Below are 21,549 nucleotides of genomic sequence, written 5' to 3'. Positions count from 1 at the left end.
GGGTGCCGCTGCTCGTCGGTTCCACGGCCACCGAGTTCGAGGGGCTCGTCCGCGCGCTCCCGGGCCCCGCGCTGGTGCCGGGCGCGGCGATGATCCTGCGTTCGCAGGAGCTCCCCACCACCGGGCTGCGCGCGTTGGCCCGCCAGTCGTCGGGACGGTCGCTGCGTCGAGCGGTGGGGGCGGTCGTCGACGCGGCGACCATCCACTCGACTGTCGTGCGGGCCGCCGAGACCCGCATCGCGGCGGGCGGCCCGACGTGGGTGTACGACTTCCGGTGGGCGGCGGGCCGCGGGGCGGTGCACTGCGCGGACCTGCCGTTCTTCTGGTCTGTTCCCGAGGCCGCGAACGTACGCGCGTTCCTCGACGCGCCCGTTCCGCCGGACCTGGTCGCGGCGATGCACGGCTCGTGGGTGGGCTTCGTCCGCTCCGGCGACCCCGGTTCGCCGGCCTACGAGGCGCCCACGCGGCGGGTGCAGGTGTGGGACGAGCCGCCCGCAGTCGTGGAGGACGGTCTGGCGGACGTCCGTGAGGTCTGGTGGCCGGACGGCGCGACCTGACGCCTTGCTACGATTGCGCCGCGCGTGTGGGCGAGACGCCCGTCACGCGAGGGGCTATAGCTCAGTTGGTTAGAGCCGCGGACTCATAATCCGCTGGTCGCGGGTTCGAGCCCCGCTGGCCCCACTCCGGACCACCGTGTCAGTGCCGCCCATGAGGCCTCGATGCCGGGTCACAAGGCCGGGATCCGGATGAGCCCGGCTGATCTGGTCGCCTACCTCGTCGGCTGCAGCGAGTTGGTCCGGTCGTGGTGCGCCGATCGCCAGGCGGGGATCGAGCCGGATCTCCCCGCGCCGGTTTACTCGTGGAACGAGCTGGGCGAGCTTGTGCAGAAGTTCTACCCCGACCACGCCGAGCACCGCTAGCTGGGCCCGCTAGGGGGATTCGCGGCGGCGAAGGACCACGTCGTCGCGCTCGTCGACGGCCTAGACGACACTGAACCGTACGGCGCGCCGTGGTACCGGACGTACACCGCGGGCCGGATGATCCAGCTGAACACGGTGTCGCCATGGCGCAAGACACGCGGGCGGCTTCGCGCGTGGCTCCGCGAGAACGACCTCTAGGCGACGGCCCGGCGTCAGTAGGCCAGCGCCATCCTCATCGCGCCCACCGCCTCGGACAGCGCCGCCCTGGCGAGAGGGGTCGCGCCCACGGCGTTGACGAACGGGTGGACCAGCGTGGCGTGGCGCCGCAGCGACACCGGCACCCCGGCGTCGGCCATCCGGCGGGCGTACGCCTCGCCCTCGTCGCGCAGCGGGTCGAACCCGCCCGTGGCGACGTGTGCGGGCGGCAGCGCCGAGAAGTCCGTGGCCAGCAGGGGAGACGCGCGGGGATCGAGCCGGTCGTCGTCCGAGCGGATGTAGGTGCGCTCGTACCAGTCCATGTTGCCGCGGGTGAGGAAGTAGCCCTCGCCGAACAGCTCGTAGGAGCGGGTCCGGGCGGACATGTTCGTCGCCGGGACGAACAGCAGCTGGAAGTCCGGGGTCTTCTCGCCCGCGTCGCGGGCCTGCTGGCACACCACCGCAGCGAGGCTGCCGCCGGCGCTGTCGCCGCCCACCGCGATGCGCTGCGGGTCCACGCCGAGTTCGGCGGCGTGGTCGCGGACGTATCGGAACGCGGCCAGGGCGTCGTCGGCGGCGGTGGGGAAGAGGTACTCCGGCGCCATGCGGTAGTCCACGCTGATGACCTTGAGGCGGCCGGTGTCGGCGATGTAGCGGCACGTCGCGTCGTGCGAGTCGATGCTGCCGAGCACCCACCCGCCGCCGTGGAAGTACACCAGGACCGGCAGCGCCTCGTCGCCGTCGACGGGCGAGTACAGGCGTGCGGGAAGGTCGACGCGGTCGGGATCGTCACCGCCGAGCGGGAGGACGATGTCGGTGACGACGGCGAGGTCGATCTTCTTCCCCGAGACGGTGTAGGCCGACCTCTCGACGACGGAGCGCGCCCGCTCGAGGGTGAGGTCCTGGTATTCCCCCTCGGACATGAGCGAGATGACCCGGAGCCCGGCCTGGAAGTGCGGGTCGAGGACCTGTCCGTCGACGCGCCGGGGAGCACCTGCCACTGGGCGCAGCAGGGGGCCGGGCAGATATCCGGCGGCCGTCATGACGGCTTTGGTCAGTCGGTCGCCGAGCGACGGCGTGAAGGCACGGTGGCCGGACATTCCAGAGGGTGACAGTGCGGGGCGCATGGCCACATTGTGACGTGGAACGCGGGATGATCGATGGTGATTGGTCGAAGGAGCTGGTCATGCGTTCAGAAGACGACGACGTCATCCGGGTCGAGGCGCTGGTCAAGACGTTCGGGGGAGTGCGGGCCCTCGACGGGCTGGACCTGGAGGTCCGCCGTGGCGAGATCCACGGGTTCCTCGGTCCCAACGGCGCCGGCAAGTCCACCACCATCCGCGTCCTGCTGGGGCTCGTGCGCGCGGACTCCGGCACCGCGACCGTGTTCGGCGCCGACCCGTGGCGCGACGCCGTCCGGCTGCGCTCGCGGGTCGCCTACGTCCCCGGCGAGGTCACGCTGTGGCCGCGGCTCACGGGCGGCCAGTGCATCGACCTGGTGGGCCGGTCGCTGGGCGGGCTCCAGCCGGCCCGGCGCGACGAGCTCGTCGAGCGGTTCCGCCTCGACCCCACCAGGCGCACCCGCGACTACTCGAAGGGCAACCGGCAGAAGGTCTCGCTCATCGCCGCGCTGGCCTCCGGTGCCGACCTGCTCGTGCTGGACGAACCCACCTCCGGCCTGGACCCGCTCATGGAGCGGGTCTTCCAGGACTGCGTGCGCGAGGCCGTCGACGCGGGTGCGACCGTGCTGCTGTCCAGTCACATCATGGGGGAGGTCGAGGCGCTCGCCGACCGCGTGAGCATCATCCGCGACGGGCGGACCGTCAGCTCGGGCACGCTGGCCGATCTGCGGCGCCACACCACGACCGAGGTCCACGCCGTCACCGACGCCGACCCACGGGAGCTCGACCGCGTGAGCGGCGTCGACGACCTACGGATCGGCGACGCCGGCGACGGCCGGTTCGACATCCGCTGCCACGTCCCGGCGCCCGCGCTCGGGGAGGTCACCGGCATCCTCCACGCCGCCGGCGTCCACACCCTCACCGCGACCCCGCCCAGCCTCGACGACCTCTTCCTCAGCGCCTACTCCGGAGCCCGGTGATGAGCGCACCCCTCGTCGGCGCGCGCCTGGCCGGTACCGGCCTGCTCAGCCGGATCGCGCTCCGGACCGGCTGGCCGGCGATGGTCGCCTGGGTCGTCGGGGCCGTCGCACTGTTCCTCGCCACCGGACTGTCCATCGCCACGCTCTACGACACCCCGGAGGAGCTCGCCGCGTACAGCGCCTCCGTCGGCGAGACGATGGTCATGCTCACAGGTCGGGTGGCCGGCCTCGACACCCCGGGCGGAGTGGTGATGAACGAGTACTCGTTCCTCGTCGGCTTCGGGGTCCCGCTCATGGCGATCGCCCTGACCGCGCGCTCCACCCGGCGGGAGGAGGAGTCCGGACGATCGGAACTCCTCGTCGCGGGCGGGGTCGGCCGGCTCGCCCCGGTGGCGGCGGCCCTCGTCGTCGTCGCCGGGGTCTTCCTCGCACTGGGCGCCGGCCTCTGGGCCGCGACGCTGGCGCTCGACGTGGACCGCGGCGGCGCGGCGCTGTACGTGGCCTCGATCGTCGCCACCGGCTGGGTCTACGCCTCGGCCACCGCCGTCCTCGCCCAGGTCCTCGCGCACCACCGCACCGTCTGGGCGGCCTCCCTCGCGGTGGCCGGACTGACCCTCGTCACGCGCGGCGTCGGCGACGCCGAGGAGAACTGGCTGAGCTGGGCGTCCCCGCTCGGCTGGCACGGGCTGACCCGGCCGTTCGGCGAGTCGTCCCCGCTCCCGCTCGCGGTGTCGCTCGCGGCCGCCGCCGCGCTGGCCACCCTCGCGCTGTGGCTCGCGGCCCGCCGCGACCTCGGCTCGGGGGTGGTGCCCGCCCGCACCGGGCCCGCCACCGCGTCGCGGTGGCGCACCTCCCATGCCGGCGCCGCCCTCCACCACCACCTCGGCGCGCTCACCGGCTGGACGGTCGGCGTCGTCGCGCTCATGGCCGTCTACGGCGCCCTCATGGACGTCACGGTGGAGGCCATCGTCGCCAACCCGGACCTGGCCGTCTTCCTGGGCGACCCGGACGCCCTGGTCGACACGATCGTGCAGATGCTCGTCGCGTTCGCGGGGTTCCTCGGCGCCGGGTTTGCGCTGCAGAGCCTCGGCGGGCTGCGCGGCGAGGAGTCCTCGGGTCGACTGGAGCTCATGCTCGCCGCCGGGCGGTCGCGGTGGTCCTGGCTGGCCGGGCACGCGGCGGTCGTGGCGGCCGGCACCGCGGTGGTCGTACTCGCCGGCGCGGCCGCGTTCGCCGTCTCCGCGGCAGCGGTGCTCGACGATCCGCAACTGGTGGGTCGGATCCTCGGCGCGGGCGCGTGGCAGCTGCCCGCCGCGCTGCTGTTCGTCGGGGTCTCCGTCTGCCTGTTCGGCGCGGCCCGGCGACTGCAGGTCCTGGCCTGGGCTCCGTTCGCCCTCGCCGTCGTCGTCACCCTCATGGGCCCGACGCTCCGACTCACCGAGGCGCAGATGCGCCTGTCGCCGTTCGGCGCGGTGGGCACCGCCCCCGCCGGCCCCGTCGACACCGCGGGCGTCATCGTCCTGCTCGTGGGCGGCGCCGTGTTGGTCGCCGCCGGGCTCGCCGCGTTCCGGCGCCGCGACGTGCCCCGGCCCTGACCGCCCGCCCCGGTGCGGGGACAGCCCGCCCCGGCGCGGCGTCCACGCCGACCTGACAGACTGACGGGCACTGCCGCCGGCGCCGCCGGCCGGACGCGAACCAGGGAGGAACCGATGTCGGACCAGGTCGATCGAGACGCGCTCGCCGCCGCACTTGCGGTGGTCGGGGAATGGCCGGTGGACACCGTCTCGGCCGCGGTCGTCGGAACAGGCGGCGCGCTCGCGACGCACGGCGATGACAGTCGCGTCTACCGCCTCGCCTCGGTCACCAAGCCGCTCGTCGCCACGGCCGCCCTGTTGGCGGCCGAGGAGGAGGCGATCGGCCTCGACGATCCCGCCGGTCCCGAGGGCTCCACCGTGCGGCACCTGCTCGCGCACGCCTCCGGACTCGACTTCGCCGACCGGGACGAGGTCCGCACCGCGCCGGGCCGGCGACGCATCTACTCGTCCGCCGGGTTCGAGGTGCTGGCCGACCACATCGCCGACGCCACCGGGATCGACTTCCCCGAGTACCTCCACGAGGCCGTGTGCCGGCCGCTCGGGATGGAGTCCACCGCCCTCGAGGGCTCGGCCGGGCACGGCGCCTCCGCCAGCCTCGCGGACCTCGTGCCCTTCGCGCGCGAACTCGTCGCGCCGCGACTGCTGGCCACCGAGACCCTCGCCGAGGCCGTCACCGAGCAGTTCCCCGGGCTCGACGGGATCGTGCCCGGGTACGGGATGCAGAAGCCGTGCCCGTGGGGGCTGGGGTACGAGTTGCGCGGGGACAAGGACCCGCACTGGACCGGTACGCGGAACTCGGCCGGGACGTTCGGCCACTTCGGGCAGTCGGGGACGCTGCTGTGGGTCGACCCCGCGCTGTCCGCGGCGCTGGTCGTGCTCACCGACCGCGACTTCGGCGACTGGGCCAAGCCGCTGTGGCCGGAGCTGTCCGACGGCGTCGTGGAGGCGCTCGGGCGGTAACCGCGCCGCCGCCGGTGCCCGGGTCCGGCCCGGGCGGATCGATGAGCCGTCCGGTGGACCGGCCGACACGCCGAGGGGCCGCCCGGCGTCGGAATCACGGTGCTGTAACTTTGCTGAGAGTCCAGAAGTGTCACTGGTGTAATCCGGTCACTTCAGGCACAGTAGGAACCAACAACAACACAAGCCACATCATTCACACGATTTCGTGAGGTCGTTGGGGAAGACGTCCCTCAGTGAGTCGGGAGTGAAGTGATGTCTGACCATAACCATTTCGCGGATACGACGACCGGCGTGGTGTTCATCCATGCCGCGCCGACCGCGCTGTGTCCTCACGTCGAGTGGGCTCTGGCGAGCACGCTCGACGCCAACTCGGCCATGCGCTGGGAAGACCAGCCGGCCCAGCCGGGCGCTCGCAAAGCGATCGTCGACTGGATCGGTCCGGTCGGCACCGGCGCACGGCTGGCCGAGTCGTTGGCCAAGTGGTCGATGCTGTCCTTCGAGGTGACGGAGGACCCGAGCGACCTCGTCGACGGCGAACGCTTCTCGCACACGCCCGAGCTCGGCATGTGGCGGGGGCAGACCGGTGCGAGCGGTGACGTCGTCATCAGCGAGAACCGGCTGCGCCACCTCATGAAGGCTGGCCCCGCCGCCTTCCACGCCGCCGTCGAGGCGGAGCTCGGCACCCCGTGGGACCGCGCGCTCGAGCCGCTGCGCGGCCACCCGGCCGCCTCCGAGGTCACCTGGCTCTCGCGCGTCGGCTGACCCGCCGCGCCTCCCGCACTCACGACAGAAGGCGCCCGCCCCCGGATCTTCCGGGGGCGGGCGCCTTCTCGTGCGTGAGACCGACCCGACGGGTCAGGTCACAGCGGGATGTTCTTGTGCCGACCGCGGGTGTGGGCGGCGGCGTCCAGGGCCTCGGCGAGACGACGACGGGTGTCGGTCGGCTCGATGACCTCGTCGACCACCCCGATTGACACGGCGCGGCCGACGCCGCCGGCGATCGCCGCGTGCTCCTCGGCCAGCCGCTCGTGCAGGGCCTCCCGCTCGTCCTCCGGCGCGGCCGCGAGGGTGCGCTTGTGGAGGATGCCGACGGCCGCCTTCGCGCCCATGACCGCCACCTCGGCGTCCGGCCACGCGAACACGGCGGAGGCACCGAGCGCGCGGGAGTTCATGGCGATGTAGGCACCGCCGTAGATCTTGCGCGTGACGAGCGTGACGCGGGCGACCGACGCCTCGGCGAACGCGTGCAGGAGCTTGGCGCCGCGGCGAACCACGCCGTCCCACTCCTGCGAGACGCCGGGCAGGTACCCGGGCACGTCCACGATCACGACGAGCGGCACACCGAAGGCGTTGCAGAGGCGGACGAAACGGGACGCCTTCTCCGCCGACTCGGAGTTGAGGCACCCGCCCAGCCGCAGCGGATTGTTGGCGATCACGCCGACGGTGCGGCCGGCGATCCGACCGAAGCCCACGACGATGCTGGGCGCCCACTTGGACTGCAGCTCCTCGAACGTGGTGTTGCCGTCCAGTTCGGATGAATCGAGCAGGCCGTGGACGAGCGGGCGGACGTCGTACGCGCGCTTGGGCGACTCCGGCAGCAGCCCGGCGAGGTCCGTGTGGTCGCCCTCGAGGAGGCGCTGGTCGAACTCACCCTGCGCGGTCAGGAGGGTGACCAGTCGGCGGGCCCGGTTCAGGGCGTCGCGCTCGTCCTCGGCGGCGATGTGGCACACCCCCGACTTGCGGTGGTGCACGTCCTGGCCGCCCAGGCCCTCCATGTCGACCTGCTCGCCGGTCACGGAGCGGACCACGTCGGGCCCGGTGACGAAGATCTTGCCCGCCGGCGCCATGATGACGACGTCGGTCAGGGCGGGGCCGTAGGCGGCGCCACCGGCGGCGGGTCCGAGCACGACGGAGATCTGGGGGACCAGACCCGAGGCGCGGACCATGGCCTCGAAGACGGTACCCACGGCGTGCAGGGCCTCGACGCCCTCCGCGAGGCGGGCACCCCCCGAGTGCCAGACGCCCACGATGGGCAGCTGCTCGTCGATCGCGACATCGATCGCGCGAACGATGTGCCGGCACCCGTCGAGGCCCATGGCGCCACCCATGACGGTGGCGTCCGTGGCGTAGGCGATGGTGGGCTCACCGTCGATCAGGCCGCGCGCGGCCAGGGCTCCCGAGGCGTCGGGTTCGGTGATGAACTCCAGCGAGGCGGGATCGAAGAGGTTCTCGAGCCGGACGACGGGGTCGCGCGGATCGATCTGGGTGTTCTGGTCAACAGCGCTGGTGATGGTCATGAGTGCAGTCCTTTCCTTGGTGCACGTCCCGGGGAGGGAGCGTGCACCTGTGACGGACCCCCGGACTGGCTTGTGGGCGGACGATGACCGGAAGCGGGACCCCCGTCCCGTTTCCGGACCTCGTGCCCGGCGCCCCGCTCTGGGCGGGGCGATCTGTGGAGTGCCCTGCACGCGGGGAAGGGACGCGGGCTCGACGTGGTGCACCGACCGCACCTTCGGCCCTGAACGCGTCCCCGCCCCCGACGTGCGGGGCGGGAAATCAGCTCTGGTCGATCTTCTGAATGTAGTCGACCGCATCCTGCACGGTACGCAACTTGGCGAGGTCCTCGTCGGGGATCTCCACTCCGTATCGGTCCTCGGTCTGCACGGCGATCTCCACCATGGAGAGCGAATCGATGTCGAGGTCGTCGACGAAGGACTTCTCGGGGGTCACTTCGGACGGCTCGATCCCGGTGACCTCCTCGACGATTTCCGCGAGTCCTGCGATGATCTCGGCCTCGGTGCGTGCCATGTGGTGTCCTTTCTGATGGGTGATGTCGTGCCCGACGGGCGCGACGGACGTTTGTCGTACCCGATCATCGACGACGGCCGACGAACGGGGGTGGTCGGGGGAGGCCTCAGGCCCCGCTGAGGGCGGGGACCGTCGCGAGAGCGGTCTCGATGTCCTCCGGGACGGTCACGCCGTGGCGGGCGACCTCGCGCATCGAGCGCTTGGCCAGCCCGACGAGCGCGCCGGACGGCGGCAGCTCGACGAACGCGTCCACGCCGAGCTTGAGCATGGTCTGCGTGCAGAGGTCCCAGCGCACCGGGTGGGTGATCTGCGAGACCACCCGGTCCAGCGCGTCACGGCCTGAGGTGACCGCCATGCCGTCGGCGTTCGACAGCAGCGTCAGCTCCGGATCGTTGACCTCGATGGTCTCGGCCAGCGCGCGGAACTCGTCGACGGCGGAGTCCATGTGGCTCGTGTGGAACGCGCCGGCGACCTCGAGCCGACGCAGGCGCGCCCGGGTGGGCGGGTTCTGCTCGAGTGCGTCGCAGGCCTCGAGCGGGCCCGCGGCGACGATCTGCCCCGCGCCGTTCCGGTTCGCCGGCGCGAGCCCGGCATTGTCCAGAGCCAGCAGCACATCGGCCTCGACCCCGCCGAGAACGGCGATCATCCCGGTCGGTCGCTCGGCGCACGCCCGTGACATCGCCGCTCCGCGCACGGACGCGAGGCGCAGGGCGTCCGCCTCCGAGACCACGCCGGCGATCGCCAGCGCCGCGATCTCGCCGATCGAGTGACCCGCGACGAGCGTGTCGGAGGGGACCTGACCGCGTCTGCGCAACTCCGCGGCACCGAGGAGCGCGGAGGCCACCACGAGTGGTTGGGTCACCGCGGTGTCGGTGATCTCCTGCAGGGTCGCCGTGGTGCCGAGGCGCTCGAGATCGAGTCCGCTCGACGCGGACCAGTCGGCGAGACGGTCGGAGGCGCCGGGCAACTCGAGCCAGGGCGCGAGCATCCCGGCTTTCTGTGACCCTTGTCCAGGGGCGGTTAGGCAAAGCACGGGTATCAGACAACACGGCCGGGCCCCTTTCGGATGATGTTCCCGAAGCCAGAAACGAGCCCGGGATTTTGTGGGATCCCCACAAATCGCGAGCTGGCTGCTCGTCCATCTCCGGAGGAAGGAGTTTCGTTACAGGTTGTGACGCAAGTGAATATTTAGCCCTCTTGAGTAGTTCGCTCGGCAAACTTCCCGAGGACGAGCGCGATTCTCAGCACGAATGCGTCTCGAGCGGTGAGGGGGTCGAATTTAGTGATTTGACTCACTCTCTTCAGGCGGTACCTGACGGTATTGGGATGGACGTACAACTCGCGGGCGCACTTCTCCACGTGCCCGCCGGAGTCGAGATAGGCCCGCAGGGTGTCCTCGACGGAGGCGTCCGCACCGCGCAGGGGCGTGACGATCCGGTCGACCAACATCGCCGCCGCGCCGCGGTCGCCCCCGAGGACGCGCTCGGGTAGGAGGTCGATCGCCGCGACGGGCCGCGGCGCGCCGGGCCAGCCGCTCACCGCCGCCGCCCCGGACAGCGCCTCCGCCGCGCTGTCCGGGGCCTCGACCAGGGAGCCCACGGTGTGTCCGTGGACGACGGGGGCGTCCGAGGAGAACGCGTCGAGCACGGTAGGCGGGATCGACGCGGAGGACTCCAGCTCTCCCGACAGGATGACGACGAGGCGGGCCCCCTGCACCACGGCCAGCGCGTGCCGGTCGGACGAGACGGCGGCCCTGTGGACGGCGGGTACCGAGGCGAGACCCAGATCCTCCCTCGGGGTCCCGATGATGACCGTGGCCGCGGTCGTCGGATCCCAGTTCAGTGCGGAGGCGCCGGAGATGAGATCCGCGTGCCGGTCCCCACGGACCACGGCGTCGACGATCATCGCCTCCATGCGCGTGTCCCACGCGCCGCGGTTCTCCGCCGCCGCGGCGTACACGGAGGCTGCGGTGAACCCAAGCTCGCGGCCGAACTTCAGGACTGCCGCGATCATCAGGCCGCGCTGTCGCTCGTTGTGGGTGATCCGGGGCATCACCAGCTCGAAGTACTCGAGGGTCGAGCGCACGAGCTGCACCGTCTGTTGCAGGGTGAGCCCCTGACCGACGCCCTTGGGTAACAGCTTGAAACCGGCGATGGTGTCGGTGTGCGGGGCCTCGGGGTTGCGCACCCACGTGACGAAGTCGCGAACCGCGCTCTGGATGATCAGCTGGATCTCCGCCCGCTGGTCCGCCGAGAGTTCGGCGAAGAACGGCAGTTCCTGCTCCAGTGCGCGGACCGCCTCGGTGGACAGGGTCCCCGAGTGCCGCGTGATGCGCTTGAGGAGAGCGTCGGAGACCGGCCTGTCGTCCGGCGGCGTGGACGACCGCCGCCGGACGCGCTCCGGCTGACTCTCCCCGGTGGCGGGGTCGGACGTCTCGGTCACGCCACTCCGGGATCCGTCGTCGGCTCGGGGGCGGCCATGACGTCGTCGATCCGGTACTGCCGCGCGGCCTCGAGGAGGGTGACCTTCTCGATGGCGCCCTCGCGGACGAGCCCCGCCAGCACGGCGACGACGATCGACTCGGCGTCGGTGTTGAAGAAGCGACGAGCGGCCGGCCGGGTGTCGGAGAACCCGAACCCGTCGCAGCCCAGAACCGTGAAGTCACCGGGGACCCAGGCGCGGATCTGGTCCGGCACCGCCTTCTGGAAGTCGCTCACCGCGACCTTCGGCCCCTCGGCGTCGGCCAGCGCCGCCGCGACGAACGGGGTGCGCGGCTGCTGATCCGGGTGGCGCAGAGCGTGTCGCTCACACTCGAAACCGTCGCGGGCCAGCTCGGTCCAGGAGGTCGCGGACCACAGGTCGGCCGCGACGTCCCAGTCCTCGGCGAGCATCCGCTGCGCGTCGACCGCCGCGTACATGGCCACGCCCGAGGCGAGGATGGCGGCCTTGTGGGTGCCGGACTCGGCCGCCCGGAACCGGTACAGGCCCCGCAGTAGCGCGTCGGCGTCCAGATCCTCCGGCTCGGCCGGCTGCGGAACGGGCTCGTTGTACAGGGTGATGTAGTACGAGACGTTGCGGTCGATGCCGTCGGTCTCCGTCTCGTGGGCGGAACCCGGCCCGTACATCCGCTCGACGCCGGCACGCATGATGTGCGCGACCTCGTAGGCCCAGGCGGGGTCGTAGGAGATGATCCCAGGGTTGGTCGCCGCCAGCAGGGGGGAGTGTCCGTCCATGTGCTGGAGGCCCTCGCCGGTGAGGGTCGTGCGGCCGGCGGTGGCGCCGAGCAGGAAGCCCCGGGCGAGCTGGTCGGCGGCCGCCCAGATCGCGTCGCCGGTCCGCTGGAAGCCGAACATCGAGTAGAAGATGTACAGCGGGATCATCGGCTCGCCGTGGGTGGCGTATGCGGTTCCGGCGGCCGTGAACTCGGCGACCGAACCGGCCTCGCTGATGCCCTCGTGCATGATCTGGCCGTTCTTGGCCTCCTTGTAGCTCAGCATGAGCTCGTGGTCGACCGAGGTGTAGTTCTGGCCGTGCGGGTTATAGATCTTCAGCGTCGGGAACCACGAGTCCATGCCGAAGGTGCGGGCCTCGTCCGGGATGATGGGCACGAAACGGTCACGCAGCGACTCGTCGCGCATGAGCTCCTTGGCGGTTCGCACGAGCGCCATCGTCGTGGCCACGGCCTGCTTGCCCGAGCCCTTGCGCAGCGACTTCAGGGCGTCGATGTCGGGCACGTTCAGCGGGGTGAAGGTCTGCCGCCGCTCGGGCACGTGACCGCCCAGCGCGGCACGGCGGTCCAGCATGTACCGGATCTCGGGGGAGTTCGGCCCCGGGTTGTAGTACGGCGGCTGGGCGGGGTCGGCCTCGAGCTCCTCGTCGGTGATCGGGATCTGCTGCTTGTCGCGGAACAGCTTGAGGTCGTCGAGCGTCAGCTTCTTCATCTGGTGGGTCGCGTTGCGCCCCTCGAAGTTCTGACCCAGCCCGAAGCCCTTGATGGTGTGGGCCAGGATCACGGTCGGCTGACCGGTGTGCTCGAGCGCGGCCTTGTACGCGGCGTGGATCTTGCGGTAGTCGTGCCCGCCGCGGCGCAGGTCCCAGATCTCCTCGTCCGTCATGTCCTCGACGAGCTTGGCGGTGCGGGGGTCGCGGCCGAAGAAGTGCTCGCGGACGTAGGCGCCGTCGTTGGCCTTGAACGTCTGGTAGTCACCGTCCGAGACGGAGTTCATCAGCGAGACGAGCGCGCCCTCGGTGTCCTTCTCGAACAGCGCGTCCCACTCGCGGCCCCAGACGACCTTGATGACGTTCCAGCCGGCGCCGTTGAAGTAGGACTCCAGCTCCTGGACGATCTGGCCGTTGCCGCGGACGGGCCCGTCGAGCCGCTGGAGGTTGCAGTTGATGACGAAGGTGAGGTTGTCCAGCGCGTCGTTGGCCGCGATCTGCAGCGCGCCGCGCGACTCGACCTCGTCCATCTCACCGTCGCCGAGGAACGCCCAGACGTGCTGCTGGGAGGTGTCTTTGATGCCGCGGTTGTGCAGGTAGCGGTTGAACCGCGCCTGGTAGATGGCGTTGATGGGCCCGAGACCCATCGAGACGGTCGGGAACTCCCAGAACTCGGGCATCGAGCGGGGATGGGGGTAGGAGGGCAGGGACCGACCCGGGTGGCTCTTCTCCTGCCGGAAGCCGTCGAGATCGTGCTCGCGGAGCCGGCCCTCGAGGTACGCGCGGGCGTACATGCCGGGGGAGGCGTGGCCCTGGAAGAAGATGTGGTCACCGCCGCCGGGATGGTCCTTGCCGCGGAAGAAGTGGTTGTAGCCCACCTCGTAGAGCGGCGCCGCGCCCGCGTAGGTCGAGATGTGGCCGCCCACGCCGATGCCGGGGCGCTGGGCGCGGTGGACCATGATGGCGGCGTTCCAGCGGATCCACCGGCGGTAGGTACGCTCCACCGCCTCGTCGCCCGGGAACTCCGGCTCGAGGCTGGTGGGGATCGTGTTGACGTAGTCCGTGGAGGTGAGCGCCGGGAGCGGTACGCGTTGTTTCGAGGCACGTTCGAGCAGCCGAAGCATGAGGTAACGAGCCCGCTCGGGCCCGGCCTCGGCGAGCAGACCGTCGAGCGAATCCATCCACTCCTGGGTCTCCTCGGGATCGGAGTCCGCCAGGTAGGACGCGACGCCCTCGCGGAGGACCGGCACGTTGGTGGGTGCGGAACCGTTCCTGGGGCCTGCGTTCTCGGTCATGCTTCTCGTCCTCACTTCTGTGATTCGTACCGTGGCGGCCCGGTGGGGCCACCACTCGTCGGTACAGCGTCGGGCCCGCACCGCGGTCCACGGGTGTGTGGCGGACCGCGTCGGGCTCGGACCGGGCCACCGTCGGCCCGTCGTTTCCGATTGTGCCCCAAAGCGTGACCCGCGACACCGTCGCGGGATGCCCCGCGCCGGTAAATGGGCGGTAGTCGTTTCCCCGGTGCCTGTCCGCGGGTAGTGTTCCTGGTCAGCGAAAGTCCTCGATGAACTACCTCGATGGACTACTCGGAACAGAGGGAGGAACACCACGGTGGTCGCCGCGGCGAACCAGCAGGACGGAGCGGACCAGGTCGCTGGTCAGCTCGATCTGACGGAGGGCATGCTCGTTCAGGAGGTCGGATGGGATTCCGACTGCGACGAGTCGATCAGCGAGGCCGTCGAGGACGCCGTCGGATCGGAGCTGCTGGAGGAGGACACCGATGAGGTGGTCGACGCGGTGTTGCTCTGGTGGCGGGACGGTGACGGGGACCTCGTGGATCGGCTGATGGACGTCGTCACGCCGCTCGCGGACGAGGGGTCCGTCTGGGTCCTCACCCCCAAAACGGGGCGTGACGGTCACGTGGAGCCCGCCGTGATCGCGGAGTCCGCCCAGACCGCGGGGATGCTCCAGACCCGGACGGCGGCCATCGGGGACTGGGTCGGCAGCCGGCTCGCCCTCCGCAAGAACAGCATGCCGCGTAAGTAGGGTTGAGAGTCCCCGGAGCTCCGCGCCCGCCCCGCGGGGAGGCGCGGCCCCCGGTGGGATACTCTGAGCCGCGCCGGCGCCCGTGAGGCGCTGGCGTACGCGCGCGTAGCTCAGCGGTTAGAGCTCTGGTCTTACACACCAGCGGTCGGGGGTTCGATTCCCTCCGCGCGCACCCCATGGACACCTCTCGCGCCTGCGGCATCGCCCTGGGCTTCCTCGTCGACGCGGCGCTGGCCGACCCCTCGAGGTGGCATCCGGTGGCCGGCTTCGGCGCGGTGGCCTCGCGCGTGGAGGGACTGCTCCACCCGCCCGCGGACGCCGTCGACGCCCACGCGGCCGCAGGCGCCCACGACGCGACGGCGGGCCGCGTCGCCGTCCGGGCCCGCGGTGTCGTCTTCACCGTCGTGCTCGTCGGCGGGGTGACGGCCGCCGCGCGCGGTCTCGACACGGCCGTGGCCGCCAGGCCCGCCCTGCGTGTGGCGACTACGGCGGCCACCGTGTGGGCCTGCCTCGGCGGGACCTCTCTCCTCCGGATCGCCCGTCGCCAGGCGGAGCTGCTCGACCGGTCCGACATCGACGGGTCGCGGCGGCTGCTCCCGTGGTTGTGCGGCCGCGAGCCCGGGGCTCTCGACGCCGGCCAACTCGCGCGGGCGGTCGTCGAATCGGTCGCGGAGAACACCTCCGACGCCGCGGTGGCCACGCTGTTCTGGGCCGGTGTCGCGGGCCCCGCCGGGGCGGCGGCCCACCGGGCGGCCAACACGCTCGACGCGATGGTCGGGCACCGCTCACCGCGCTACGTCGACTTCGGCTGGGCGTCGGCTCGTCTCGATGACGTGCTCGGGTGGCCGGCCGCCCGGTTCGCGGGCCTGCTGACCGCGGCCGTAGCCCCGGTCGTGGGCGGGCGGCCCGCGGAGGCGATCCGGACCTGGCGTCGGGACGCGTCGTCCCACCCGAGTCCCAACGCCGGCGTGGCGGAGGCGTCGTGTGCGGGAGCGCTCGGCGTCCGGCTCGGCGGGCCCACTCCGTACCCGTACGGGACGGAGCAGCGGCCAGGCCTCGGTGACGGCCCCGCGCCGCGCCCCGTCGACATCCGGCGGGCCGTCCGGCTCATGCGGGCGGTGCAGATCGGCGCCGCGGCGGCCGCCGTGTGCGCTGCCGCCGCGGGCGCGCGCGGCGACCGATCCGGAGCCCGCGGGTCAACTGACTGAGCCGGGCACCGCGGGTCAGTCGCCCGGCGCCAGCAGGACGAGCGCGCCAGTGACGGTCTGGGCCGGCCCGGGCAGCGGGACGCGCCGGGGTCGGGTGTCGCGGGCGGGTTCCGGCGAGCGCACGGGGCCGCGGCCCCAGGACCACAGCGCGCCGGCGCCGTCGATCCCGTAGGGGGACGATTCGCTCGCCCCGACCCACCGCAGGGGCGGCAGCCCCGGCACCGGCCGCGGGGAGGTGAGGACGGTGTCGTCGGTCGTGCCGTCGCCGAGGATCCCCGTGACGGTGCGTCCCCAGGTCCAGACGGTGCCGGCCGAATCGAGCGCCAGCGCGAAGTGCTGGCCGCCGGCCACCTGCACGACCTCGGCGTCACCGAAGCCGTCCACGCGGACGGGCCGGTTGGTCTGCCCGCCGCGCGGTTCCACGCCCAGCAGGCCGTGGACGTTGTTGCCCCAGGCGCACACCTCGCCCGTCGCGGTGGCGATCACCGCGGCCCCGCTCGCGTCGGCCACACTGACCGCCCCGGGGACGTCGCGGATCCGGCGGACCGTGGTCCCGGGCGGTTCACCGAGGATCTCGGTGAGGTTGACGCCCCAGCCCAGGACACCACCGTCCGAGCGGAGGGCGAGGGCGCTGAGGGAGCCGTCGGCGACGGAGACCACCTCGTCGACGCCCTGCACCGCGGCCGGGGTCGTGCGGACCGGGGAGTCGCCCCGGAGACCGCCGGAGGCGATGAACGAGTCGCCCCAGCCGGACACCGTGCCGTCCGCGTGGGTGACGAGGAACGCCGACCCGACGGCGGCGACCGAGATCGCGTCCGAGATCCCGGGCACACGGCGCGGCAGCAGGGTCTGCCCGGCGCCGCCGGCCGTTCCGGCGAGGAGGCCGTCGTGGTCGACGCCCACCACGGAGACGGTCCCGCCGGCGTGCACGGCGGCCAGGGTGGTGCCGGCGTCGGCGACCGAGACGACGTCGTCCCACCCGGGGACTGGGCCCATGGGCAGGCCGCTCCGGATCACCTGACCGATGAGGTGGGCCTGTCCGGGCTCGTGGCGGGGGGCGGTGGGGAAAGCGGTGGAGTCCGAGCAGGCGGACGCGAAGAGGACGGCGCGGTCGGCGGGGCTGCACGCGGTCGTCCCGCCCAGCGCGAGGCAGACGGCGGTGGTCACGGTGACGGCGCGCCGCGGGATTCGCATCCCCGGATTCTGCTGGGGCGAGGGGCGCTTGTCGAGCGGTTCGTCAGCTCCGCAGGCGGTCGGCGCGGCGGAACGCGCGCCGCTGTTCGGCGGCGTCGCGGTCGCCGTAACGCGCGCGCATCGCGCGTTCGCGGGCCGAGACCTCGTCGTCGGCCCGGGCCTCGTCGTCCGCGGCCGACACTCCGACGCCGCTCCTCGGGGCCGGGCCGTCACCCCCGTCGACGCCGGAGTCGGCGTAGCCGGCGTCGCCGTCCGGGCCACCGCCCGACGCGGCATCACCGGCGTCCGCCGTGCGGTCGGCGAGCCCGGCGTCGTCGTCGCGGCGCCGCGCGCGGATCTCGGCCCATGCGAAGTAGATGAGGGCGGCCGGGGCGAGGACGCCGAAGGCGAGCCACTGAAGGCCGTAGGACAGGTAGGGCCCGTTCTCGATGCCCGGGATCGGCGCGGGGGTGAGCGAGCCGGGCTGGTCGCCGGTCAGCTGCAGGTACCCGGCGGGCCGGAGGTCGTGCCCGAGGGTGTCGCCGATGACGGCCGGGTCGACGACGCGGACCGCGGGACGGCCGTCGAGCTCGACGGGATCGGCCTGGCCGGGTTCGGCGACGCGCACGCGGGCGGTGATCCCGACCTCGCCGGCGGGCGCCGCGGGGTAGTCGGGGACGGCGTTGTTCTCTCCCACCTGCACGTAGCCGCGGTTGACGAGGAGATCCGGCCCGTCGACGGGGTCGAATACGGTCAGGACGTGGTAGACCAGCTCGCCGTCGACCGACCGGAGCCGCAGCAGGGCCTCGGAGTCCGGCTCCCACCGGCCGTCGAGGGTCACGAGCCGCCACTCGCGTTCGGCGTAGTCCTGCGGGCCGCGCACGACTTCGTCGAGCGGGGCGGGCTCGGCCTCGACGGACTCGACCAGCCGGGCGTTGCGGGCCTCGAGGTCATCGCTCTTGCCGAGCTGCCACGGGGCGAGGAACGCGAAGCACGCCCAGGCGAACAGGATCGCGGCGAGAACCCCGATCACCCACCCGGGGGTCAGGAAGCGCCGCAGGATCCGCATGCTCCCAGGATATCGGTCGGGCGGGGCGGGGCACCGCCGCGGTGGTGGCGGCTACCCCAGCAGCTCGCGCACCTCGGCGACCAGGCCGGGCAGGGCGCGCGAGATCTGCATGCGCGTACGGGTGAAACCGCTGTCGTCGCCGTAGTAGGGGTCGGCCACGTCCGCGCCGTCGGCCCCGGGTTCGTACGCGCGCAACAGGCGGACCCGGTCGGGGTCGACGCCCGCGCGCAGGAGGTGGTCGCGGTGGCCGCTGTCGAGCGCCACGAGCAGGTCGGCGTCGTGGTCGTCGTCGGACAGCTGCGCGGCCACGTGCGCGGTGTCGTAGCCGTGGGCCGCGAGCTCGGACGCCGCGCGCGGGTCCATGCCGTGGCCGACGTGCCAGTCGCCGGTGCCGACGCTGGAGACCCTCACCCGGTCGCCGAGCCCGGCCTCGTCGAACTCGTGCCGCGCCATGACCTCGGCCATGGGGGAGCGGCAGATGTTGCCCGTGCAGACGAACACCACTCGTACCGTGCGGTCACCAGCCACGGATGATCTCCTCCAGTGCTGCGGTGTCGACGGCCGACCAGCGGGCCCTGTCCCACTCCTCGGGCCGGCCGTAGCCCCAGCGCACGATGGCGGTGGGGATGCCGTACCGGGCGGCGCCGTCGATGTCGTGTTCGCGGTCGCCGATCATCAGCACCCCGTCCGTGCCGCCGTCGGCGTCGGGCACGGGCTCGACCCCCATCGCGGCGAGGGAGTGCGCGACGACGTCGGCCTTGGCCAGCCGCCCCACGCCGATGTCGGCGCCGCCGACGAACTCGAACGGCGCGAGCAGGTCGAAGTGGCCGAGGATCCTGCGGGCGGCGTTCTGGTCCTTGCTGGTGGCCACGGCCATCCGGTACCCGTCCACGGCCAGGCGGTTCAGCAGCGTGTCCATGCCGGTGAAGACGGCGTTCTCGCGCCAGCCGACCTCGTCGTACCGCTCGCGGTAGGCGTCGATCGCGCGGTCGAGGTCGGCGCCGGCCAGGCCGAGCGAGGCGAGGGTGTCGATCATGGGTGGCCCGGCGATCGAGCGGATGTCGCGGGTGGTGTCCCAGCGGGCGCCCACGACGTCGAGAGCGTGGTGCAGCGATCGGGCGATGCCGTCGAGGGAGTCGGTGATCGTGCCGTCGAGGTCCACGAGGAGGAGCGGGCGGTCGGTCATGCCGCCATCCTCCCAGAGGAGGGGACGCGGGCCGGCGGCGGTCGGGTGACGGGGCCGCCGTCCTAGGCTTCGGGCATGACCGAAGCGACCGGGGTCCGCGCCGACGAGCCGTCGTGGGCGGCGCTGCGTCACCACGGGGACGCCGAGCTGGTCCCCGGCGCCCTGGACTTCGCCGTCAACGTGCGCGGGTCGGGGCCGCCGACGTGGCTGCGCGACAGGTTGGCCGCGCGCCTCGCCGACCTGGGGGGGTATCCCGGGGGCGACGACGACGAGGCCGCCGTCTCGGCCGTGGCCGCCCGTCACGGGGTGCCGCGCGAGCGCGTCCTGCTCCTGGGCGGGGCGTCGGAGGGGTTCCACCTCCTCGCCGGCCACGCGGCCCGGCACCGCCTGCGCGCCGCCGTGGTGCACCCGTCCTTCACCGAACCCGAGCTGGAGCTGCGACGGGCCGGCGTCGGAGTCGAGCGCGTCCTCCTGCCCGACCCGTTCCGTCTCGACCCGGCCCTGGTCCCGGGGGACGCGGACCTCGTCGTCGTCGGTAATCCCACCAATCCCACGTCGGTGCTGCACCCCCGCGCCGCCGTCGCGGCGCTGTGCCGTCCCGGGCGAGTCACCGTGGTGGACGAGGCGTTCTGCGACGTGGTGGACGACGAGGCAGGGCACTCCCTCGCGGGCGCCGACCTGCCCGGCCTGGTCGTGGTGCGATCGCTGACCAAGACGTGGGCGCTGGCCGGCCTGCGCGTGGGGTACGCGGTCGGTGAACCCGCCGTGCTGGCCGACCTCGCCGCACACCGACCGCACTGGCCGCTGGGCACGCTCCAACTGGAGGCGATCCGGGCGTGCGTCGGGGCGGACGCGGACGGTGAGCTCGCCCGCCTTCGCGTCGCCGTCGCGGCGGAACGGGAGGCGATGGTCGGGGCCCTCGACGCCGCCGGGATCGAGGTGGCCGTGCCCCCGTCGGCGCCGTTCGTGCTGGTCCGCACCCCGCCGGGCGTGGACCCGAAGGCGTTCCGGGACGGCCTCGTGCGACGCGGCGTCGTCACCCGCCGCTGCGACACGTTCCCCGGCCTCGACGCGACCTACCTGCGGCTGGCCGTGCGGCCGGGCACGATGGTGGACGAACTCGTCGGCGCCTGGCACGCGGAGGCCGGCGCGGCGCGGAACCGACTGGAAGGGGAGCGAGCATGACCACCGGCAGGCCCACCCTGGCCGACGTGATCGACCTGTTGGAGCGCGCCTACCCGCCGCGCCTGGCCGAGTCGTGGGACCGCGTCGGCCTGGTCGCCGGTGACCCCGCCGCCGAGGTCTCGCGCGTCGTCGTGGCCGTGGACGCCACCGACGCCGTGGTCGACCACGCCCTCGCCGAGGGCGCCGATCTGCTGCTCGTCCACCACCCGCCGCTGCTGCGCGGCGTGCACTCCGTGGCCGCCGACACGCCCAAGGGACGTCTGCTGCACCGCCTCATCGCCGGCAGGTGCGCGCTGTACGCCGCGCACACCAACGCCGACTCCGCGCGACCCGGCGTCAACGACGCCCTCGCCGACGCGCTCGGTCTCACCGCCGGCGCCCCCCTGGCACCGACCGGCGACGGCACCGTCGACCGGTGGGTGGTGACCGTGCCCGACGACGACCTCGACGACCTCCTGCACGCGGTGTTCGCCGCCGGGGCCGGACGGATGAGCGGCTACACCGAGTGCTCGTTCTCCGTGCGCGGCACGGGGCGGTTCCGGCCCGGCGACGGCACCGACCCGACGATCGGCAGCATCGGCGAGCCCGAACAGGTCTCGGAGACCCGCGTCGAGTTCGTGGCCCCGCCCGAGTTGCGCTCCGCGGTCCGGCGCGCCGTCGTGGCCGGGCACCCGTACGAGGTGCCCGCGATGGACGTCCTCGTCAACCACGCCGGGCCCGGCCCCGGGCCGGAGGACACCGGGCTCGGCCGGCTCTGCGACCTCGACGAGCCCACCACCCTCGCCGCGTTCACCCGCCTCGTCGCCGACCGTCTGCCCGCCACCGAGTGGGGGGTGCGGGCCGCCGGCGACCCGGAGGCCGAGGTCCGGCGCGTCGCCCTGTGCGGCGGATCCGGTGACTCGCTGCTCGGCGCCGCCCGTGCGGCCGGCGCCGACGTCTACCTCACCGGGGACCTGCGTCACCACGTCGTGGACGAGCACCTGCGCGAGGGCGGGCCGATGCTCGTCGACGCCGCCCACTGGGCGCTGGAGTTCCCGTGGTGCGCGCAGGCCGCGGCCCTGCTCGAGGAGGGCGCCGGGGTCACCGCGAGCGTGTGCGACCTGCGGACCGATCCGTGGACGGTGGCCGCCGGGGGAGCGCGCGGGCAGCGGTAGTCTTGGCTCC

At 72.9% G+C, this 21,549-nt stretch carries 18 protein-coding genes, 2 tRNA genes and 2 pseudogenes; 12 read left to right on the top strand and 10 right to left on the bottom strand.

The features are described 5' to 3' along the window. The 3 genes and pseudogenes from KHA85_RS11635 to KHA85_RS18070 form a co-directional block, all read left to right on the top strand. A pseudogene (locus KHA85_RS11635) lies at window positions 1–557 on the top strand (carboxylesterase/lipase family protein); the annotation flags it as partial. Window positions 558–607: 50 nt separating this feature from the next. Then, window positions 608–681, top strand: a tRNA-Ile gene (locus tag KHA85_RS11630). Window positions 682–719: 38 nt separating this feature from the next. Next, a pseudogene (locus tag KHA85_RS18070) lies at window positions 720–1,118 on the top strand (ClbS/DfsB family four-helix bundle protein). A 14-nt stretch (window positions 1,119–1,132) separates the two neighbouring features. On the opposite strand, the gene KHA85_RS11615 reads toward KHA85_RS18070, so the two are convergent. Continuing rightward, window positions 1,133–2,242 carry an alpha/beta hydrolase gene (locus KHA85_RS11615; RefSeq protein ID WP_236885569.1) on the bottom strand — a complete coding sequence of 370 codons (1,110 nt, stop codon included), beginning with the start codon at window positions 2,240–2,242 and terminating at the stop codon, window positions 1,133–1,135. Between the two features lie 59 nt (window positions 2,243–2,301). Here KHA85_RS11615 and KHA85_RS11610 point away from each other — a divergent pair, with 59 nt between their 5' ends. The 4 genes from KHA85_RS11610 to KHA85_RS11595 all read left to right on the top strand — a co-directional run bounded on the left by KHA85_RS11610 (window position 2,302) and on the right by KHA85_RS11595 (window position 6,533). Further along, window positions 2,302–3,216 (top strand): ABC transporter ATP-binding protein, encoded by a 915-nt coding sequence (locus KHA85_RS11610; RefSeq protein ID WP_165001107.1) that lies wholly within the window; start codon window positions 2,302–2,304, stop codon window positions 3,214–3,216. After that, a complete protein-coding gene (locus tag KHA85_RS11605; protein WP_213185899.1) occupies window positions 3,216–4,811 on the top strand; it encodes an ABC transporter permease in 1,596 nt (531 codons plus the stop codon). The genes KHA85_RS11610 and KHA85_RS11605 overlap by 1 nt, the downstream gene beginning before the upstream one ends. A gap of 114 nt (window positions 4,812–4,925) precedes the next feature. Then, window positions 4,926–5,771 (top strand): serine hydrolase domain-containing protein, encoded by an 846-nt coding sequence (locus tag KHA85_RS11600; RefSeq protein WP_213185898.1) that lies wholly within the window; start codon window positions 4,926–4,928, stop codon window positions 5,769–5,771. A 252-nt stretch (window positions 5,772–6,023) separates the two neighbouring features. Then, complete coding sequence (locus KHA85_RS11595) at window positions 6,024–6,533, top strand: DUF3145 domain-containing protein (RefSeq protein ID WP_043567216.1); 510 nt, start codon at window positions 6,024–6,026, stop codon at window positions 6,531–6,533. A gap of 98 nt (window positions 6,534–6,631) precedes the next feature. Here KHA85_RS11595 and KHA85_RS11590 read toward each other — a convergent pair whose 3' ends face one another. From KHA85_RS11590 to aceE, 5 genes are all read right to left on the bottom strand, one after another. Next, window positions 6,632–8,068 carry an acyl-CoA carboxylase subunit beta gene (locus KHA85_RS11590; RefSeq protein WP_007629093.1) on the bottom strand — a complete coding sequence of 479 codons (1,437 nt, stop codon included), beginning with the start codon at window positions 8,066–8,068 and terminating at the stop codon, window positions 6,632–6,634. A gap of 259 nt (window positions 8,069–8,327) precedes the next feature. Beyond that, a complete protein-coding gene (gene acpM / locus KHA85_RS11585; RefSeq protein ID WP_007629089.1) occupies window positions 8,328–8,579 on the bottom strand; it encodes a meromycolate extension acyl carrier protein AcpM in 252 nt (83 codons plus the stop codon). A gap of 106 nt (window positions 8,580–8,685) precedes the next feature. Further along, window positions 8,686–9,612, bottom strand: a complete 927-nt coding sequence (locus KHA85_RS11580; protein ID WP_081470517.1) for an ACP S-malonyltransferase — start codon at window positions 9,610–9,612, stop codon at window positions 8,686–8,688. 155 nt (window positions 9,613–9,767) lie between these two features. Beyond that, window positions 9,768–11,021, bottom strand: a complete 1,254-nt coding sequence (locus KHA85_RS18490; RefSeq protein ID WP_213185897.1) for a PucR family transcriptional regulator — start codon at window positions 11,019–11,021, stop codon at window positions 9,768–9,770. Beyond that, window positions 11,018–13,813, bottom strand: coding sequence for a pyruvate dehydrogenase (acetyl-transferring), homodimeric type (aceE, locus tag KHA85_RS11570; protein WP_213185896.1), 2,796 nt, complete (start codon window positions 13,811–13,813; stop codon window positions 11,018–11,020). The genes KHA85_RS18490 and aceE overlap by 4 nt, the downstream gene beginning before the upstream one ends. 316 nt (window positions 13,814–14,129) lie before the next feature. On the opposite strand from aceE, the gene KHA85_RS11565 reads away from it, so the two are divergent. The 3 genes from KHA85_RS11565 (at window position 14,130) to KHA85_RS11555 (ending at window position 15,772) form a co-directional block, all read left to right on the top strand. Next, window positions 14,130–14,564 carry a DUF3052 domain-containing protein gene (locus KHA85_RS11565; protein ID WP_007628241.1) on the top strand — a complete coding sequence of 145 codons (435 nt, stop codon included), beginning with the start codon at window positions 14,130–14,132 and terminating at the stop codon, window positions 14,562–14,564. Window positions 14,565–14,663: 99 nt separating this feature from the next. Further along, window positions 14,664–14,736, top strand: a tRNA-Val gene (locus KHA85_RS11560). Between the two features lie 4 nt (window positions 14,737–14,740). Beyond that, the gene (locus KHA85_RS11555) at window positions 14,741–15,772 is read left to right on the top strand and encodes a CobD/CbiB family cobalamin biosynthesis protein (RefSeq protein ID WP_213185895.1); all 1,032 of its coding nucleotides are present in this window, start codon (window positions 14,741–14,743) and stop codon (window positions 15,770–15,772) included. Window positions 15,773–15,787: 15 nt separating this feature from the next. Here the strand turns inward: KHA85_RS11555 and KHA85_RS11550 are convergent, their stop codons facing one another. Genes KHA85_RS11550 through KHA85_RS11535 form a run of 4 tightly spaced genes read right to left on the bottom strand, consistent with a single transcriptional unit; the run spans window position 15,788 to window position 19,200 of the window. Then, window positions 15,788–16,966, bottom strand: a complete 1,179-nt coding sequence (locus tag KHA85_RS11550; RefSeq protein WP_213185894.1) for an RCC1 domain-containing protein — start codon at window positions 16,964–16,966, stop codon at window positions 15,788–15,790. Between the two features lie 43 nt (window positions 16,967–17,009). Then, a complete protein-coding gene (locus KHA85_RS11545) occupies window positions 17,010–18,014 on the bottom strand; it encodes an SURF1 family cytochrome oxidase biogenesis protein (RefSeq protein WP_213185893.1) in 1,005 nt (334 codons plus the stop codon). A 51-nt stretch (window positions 18,015–18,065) separates the two neighbouring features. After that, window positions 18,066–18,542 carry a low molecular weight protein-tyrosine-phosphatase gene (locus KHA85_RS11540; RefSeq protein WP_063974078.1) on the bottom strand — a complete coding sequence of 159 codons (477 nt, stop codon included), beginning with the start codon at window positions 18,540–18,542 and terminating at the stop codon, window positions 18,066–18,068. Continuing rightward, window positions 18,532–19,200: an HAD hydrolase-like protein gene (locus KHA85_RS11535; protein WP_213185892.1), complete on the bottom strand. Its 669-nt coding sequence runs from the start codon at window positions 19,198–19,200 to the stop codon at window positions 18,532–18,534. The genes KHA85_RS11540 and KHA85_RS11535 overlap by 11 nt, the downstream gene beginning before the upstream one ends. A 75-nt stretch (window positions 19,201–19,275) precedes the next feature. On the opposite strand from KHA85_RS11535, the gene cobC reads away from it, so the two are divergent. Both cobC and KHA85_RS11525 read left to right on the top strand, forming a co-directional pair. After that, complete coding sequence (gene cobC / locus KHA85_RS11530) at window positions 19,276–20,385, top strand: Rv2231c family histidinol phosphate aminotransferase CobC (RefSeq protein ID WP_213185891.1); 1,110 nt, start codon at window positions 19,276–19,278, stop codon at window positions 20,383–20,385. After that, entirely contained in the window at window positions 20,382–21,539 is a 1,158-nt protein-coding gene (locus tag KHA85_RS11525) for a Nif3-like dinuclear metal center hexameric protein (RefSeq protein WP_213185890.1), read from the top strand. Before cobC ends, KHA85_RS11525 begins: the two co-directional genes overlap by 4 nt. Window positions 21,540–21,549: the final 10 nt, after the last annotated feature.

It is taken from the genome of Dietzia massiliensis (assembly GCF_018390595.1).
Taxonomy (GTDB): domain Bacteria; phylum Actinomycetota; class Actinomycetes; order Mycobacteriales; family Mycobacteriaceae; genus Dietzia; species Dietzia massiliensis.
Note: the sequence above shows the minus strand (reverse complement) of the source record. Positions and strands in the feature narration are given on the sequence as shown.

Coding starts and splice junctions, on each gene's coding strand:
- KHA85_RS11615 (WP_236885569.1), bottom strand. CDS start 2,242: ATGCGCCCCGCACTGTCACCCTCTGGAATGTCCGGCCACCGTGCCTTC.
- KHA85_RS11610 (WP_165001107.1), top strand. CDS start 2,302: ATGCGTTCAGAAGACGACGACGTCATCCGGGTCGAGGCGCTGGTCAAG.
- KHA85_RS11605 (WP_213185899.1), top strand. CDS start 3,216: ATGAGCGCACCCCTCGTCGGCGCGCGCCTGGCCGGTACCGGCCTGCTC.
- KHA85_RS11600 (WP_213185898.1), top strand. CDS start 4,926: ATGTCGGACCAGGTCGATCGAGACGCGCTCGCCGCCGCACTTGCGGTG.
- KHA85_RS11595 (WP_043567216.1), top strand. CDS start 6,024: ATGTCTGACCATAACCATTTCGCGGATACGACGACCGGCGTGGTGTTC.
- KHA85_RS11590 (WP_007629093.1), bottom strand. CDS start 8,068: ATGACCATCACCAGCGCTGTTGACCAGAACACCCAGATCGATCCGCGC.
- acpM (WP_007629089.1), bottom strand. CDS start 8,579: ATGGCACGCACCGAGGCCGAGATCATCGCAGGACTCGCGGAAATCGTC.
- aceE (WP_213185896.1), bottom strand. CDS start 13,813: ATGACCGAGAACGCAGGCCCCAGGAACGGTTCCGCACCCACCAACGTG.
- KHA85_RS11555 (WP_213185895.1), top strand. CDS start 14,741: ATGGACACCTCTCGCGCCTGCGGCATCGCCCTGGGCTTCCTCGTCGAC.
- KHA85_RS11550 (WP_213185894.1), bottom strand. CDS start 16,966: ATGCGAATCCCGCGGCGCGCCGTCACCGTGACCACCGCCGTCTGCCTC.
- KHA85_RS11545 (WP_213185893.1), bottom strand. CDS start 18,014: ATGCGGATCCTGCGGCGCTTCCTGACCCCCGGGTGGGTGATCGGGGTT.
- KHA85_RS11535 (WP_213185892.1), bottom strand. CDS start 19,200: ATGACCGACCGCCCGCTCCTCCTCGTGGACCTCGACGGCACGATCACC.
- cobC (WP_213185891.1), top strand. CDS start 19,276: ATGACCGAAGCGACCGGGGTCCGCGCCGACGAGCCGTCGTGGGCGGCG.
- KHA85_RS11525 (WP_213185890.1), top strand. CDS start 20,382: ATGACCACCGGCAGGCCCACCCTGGCCGACGTGATCGACCTGTTGGAG.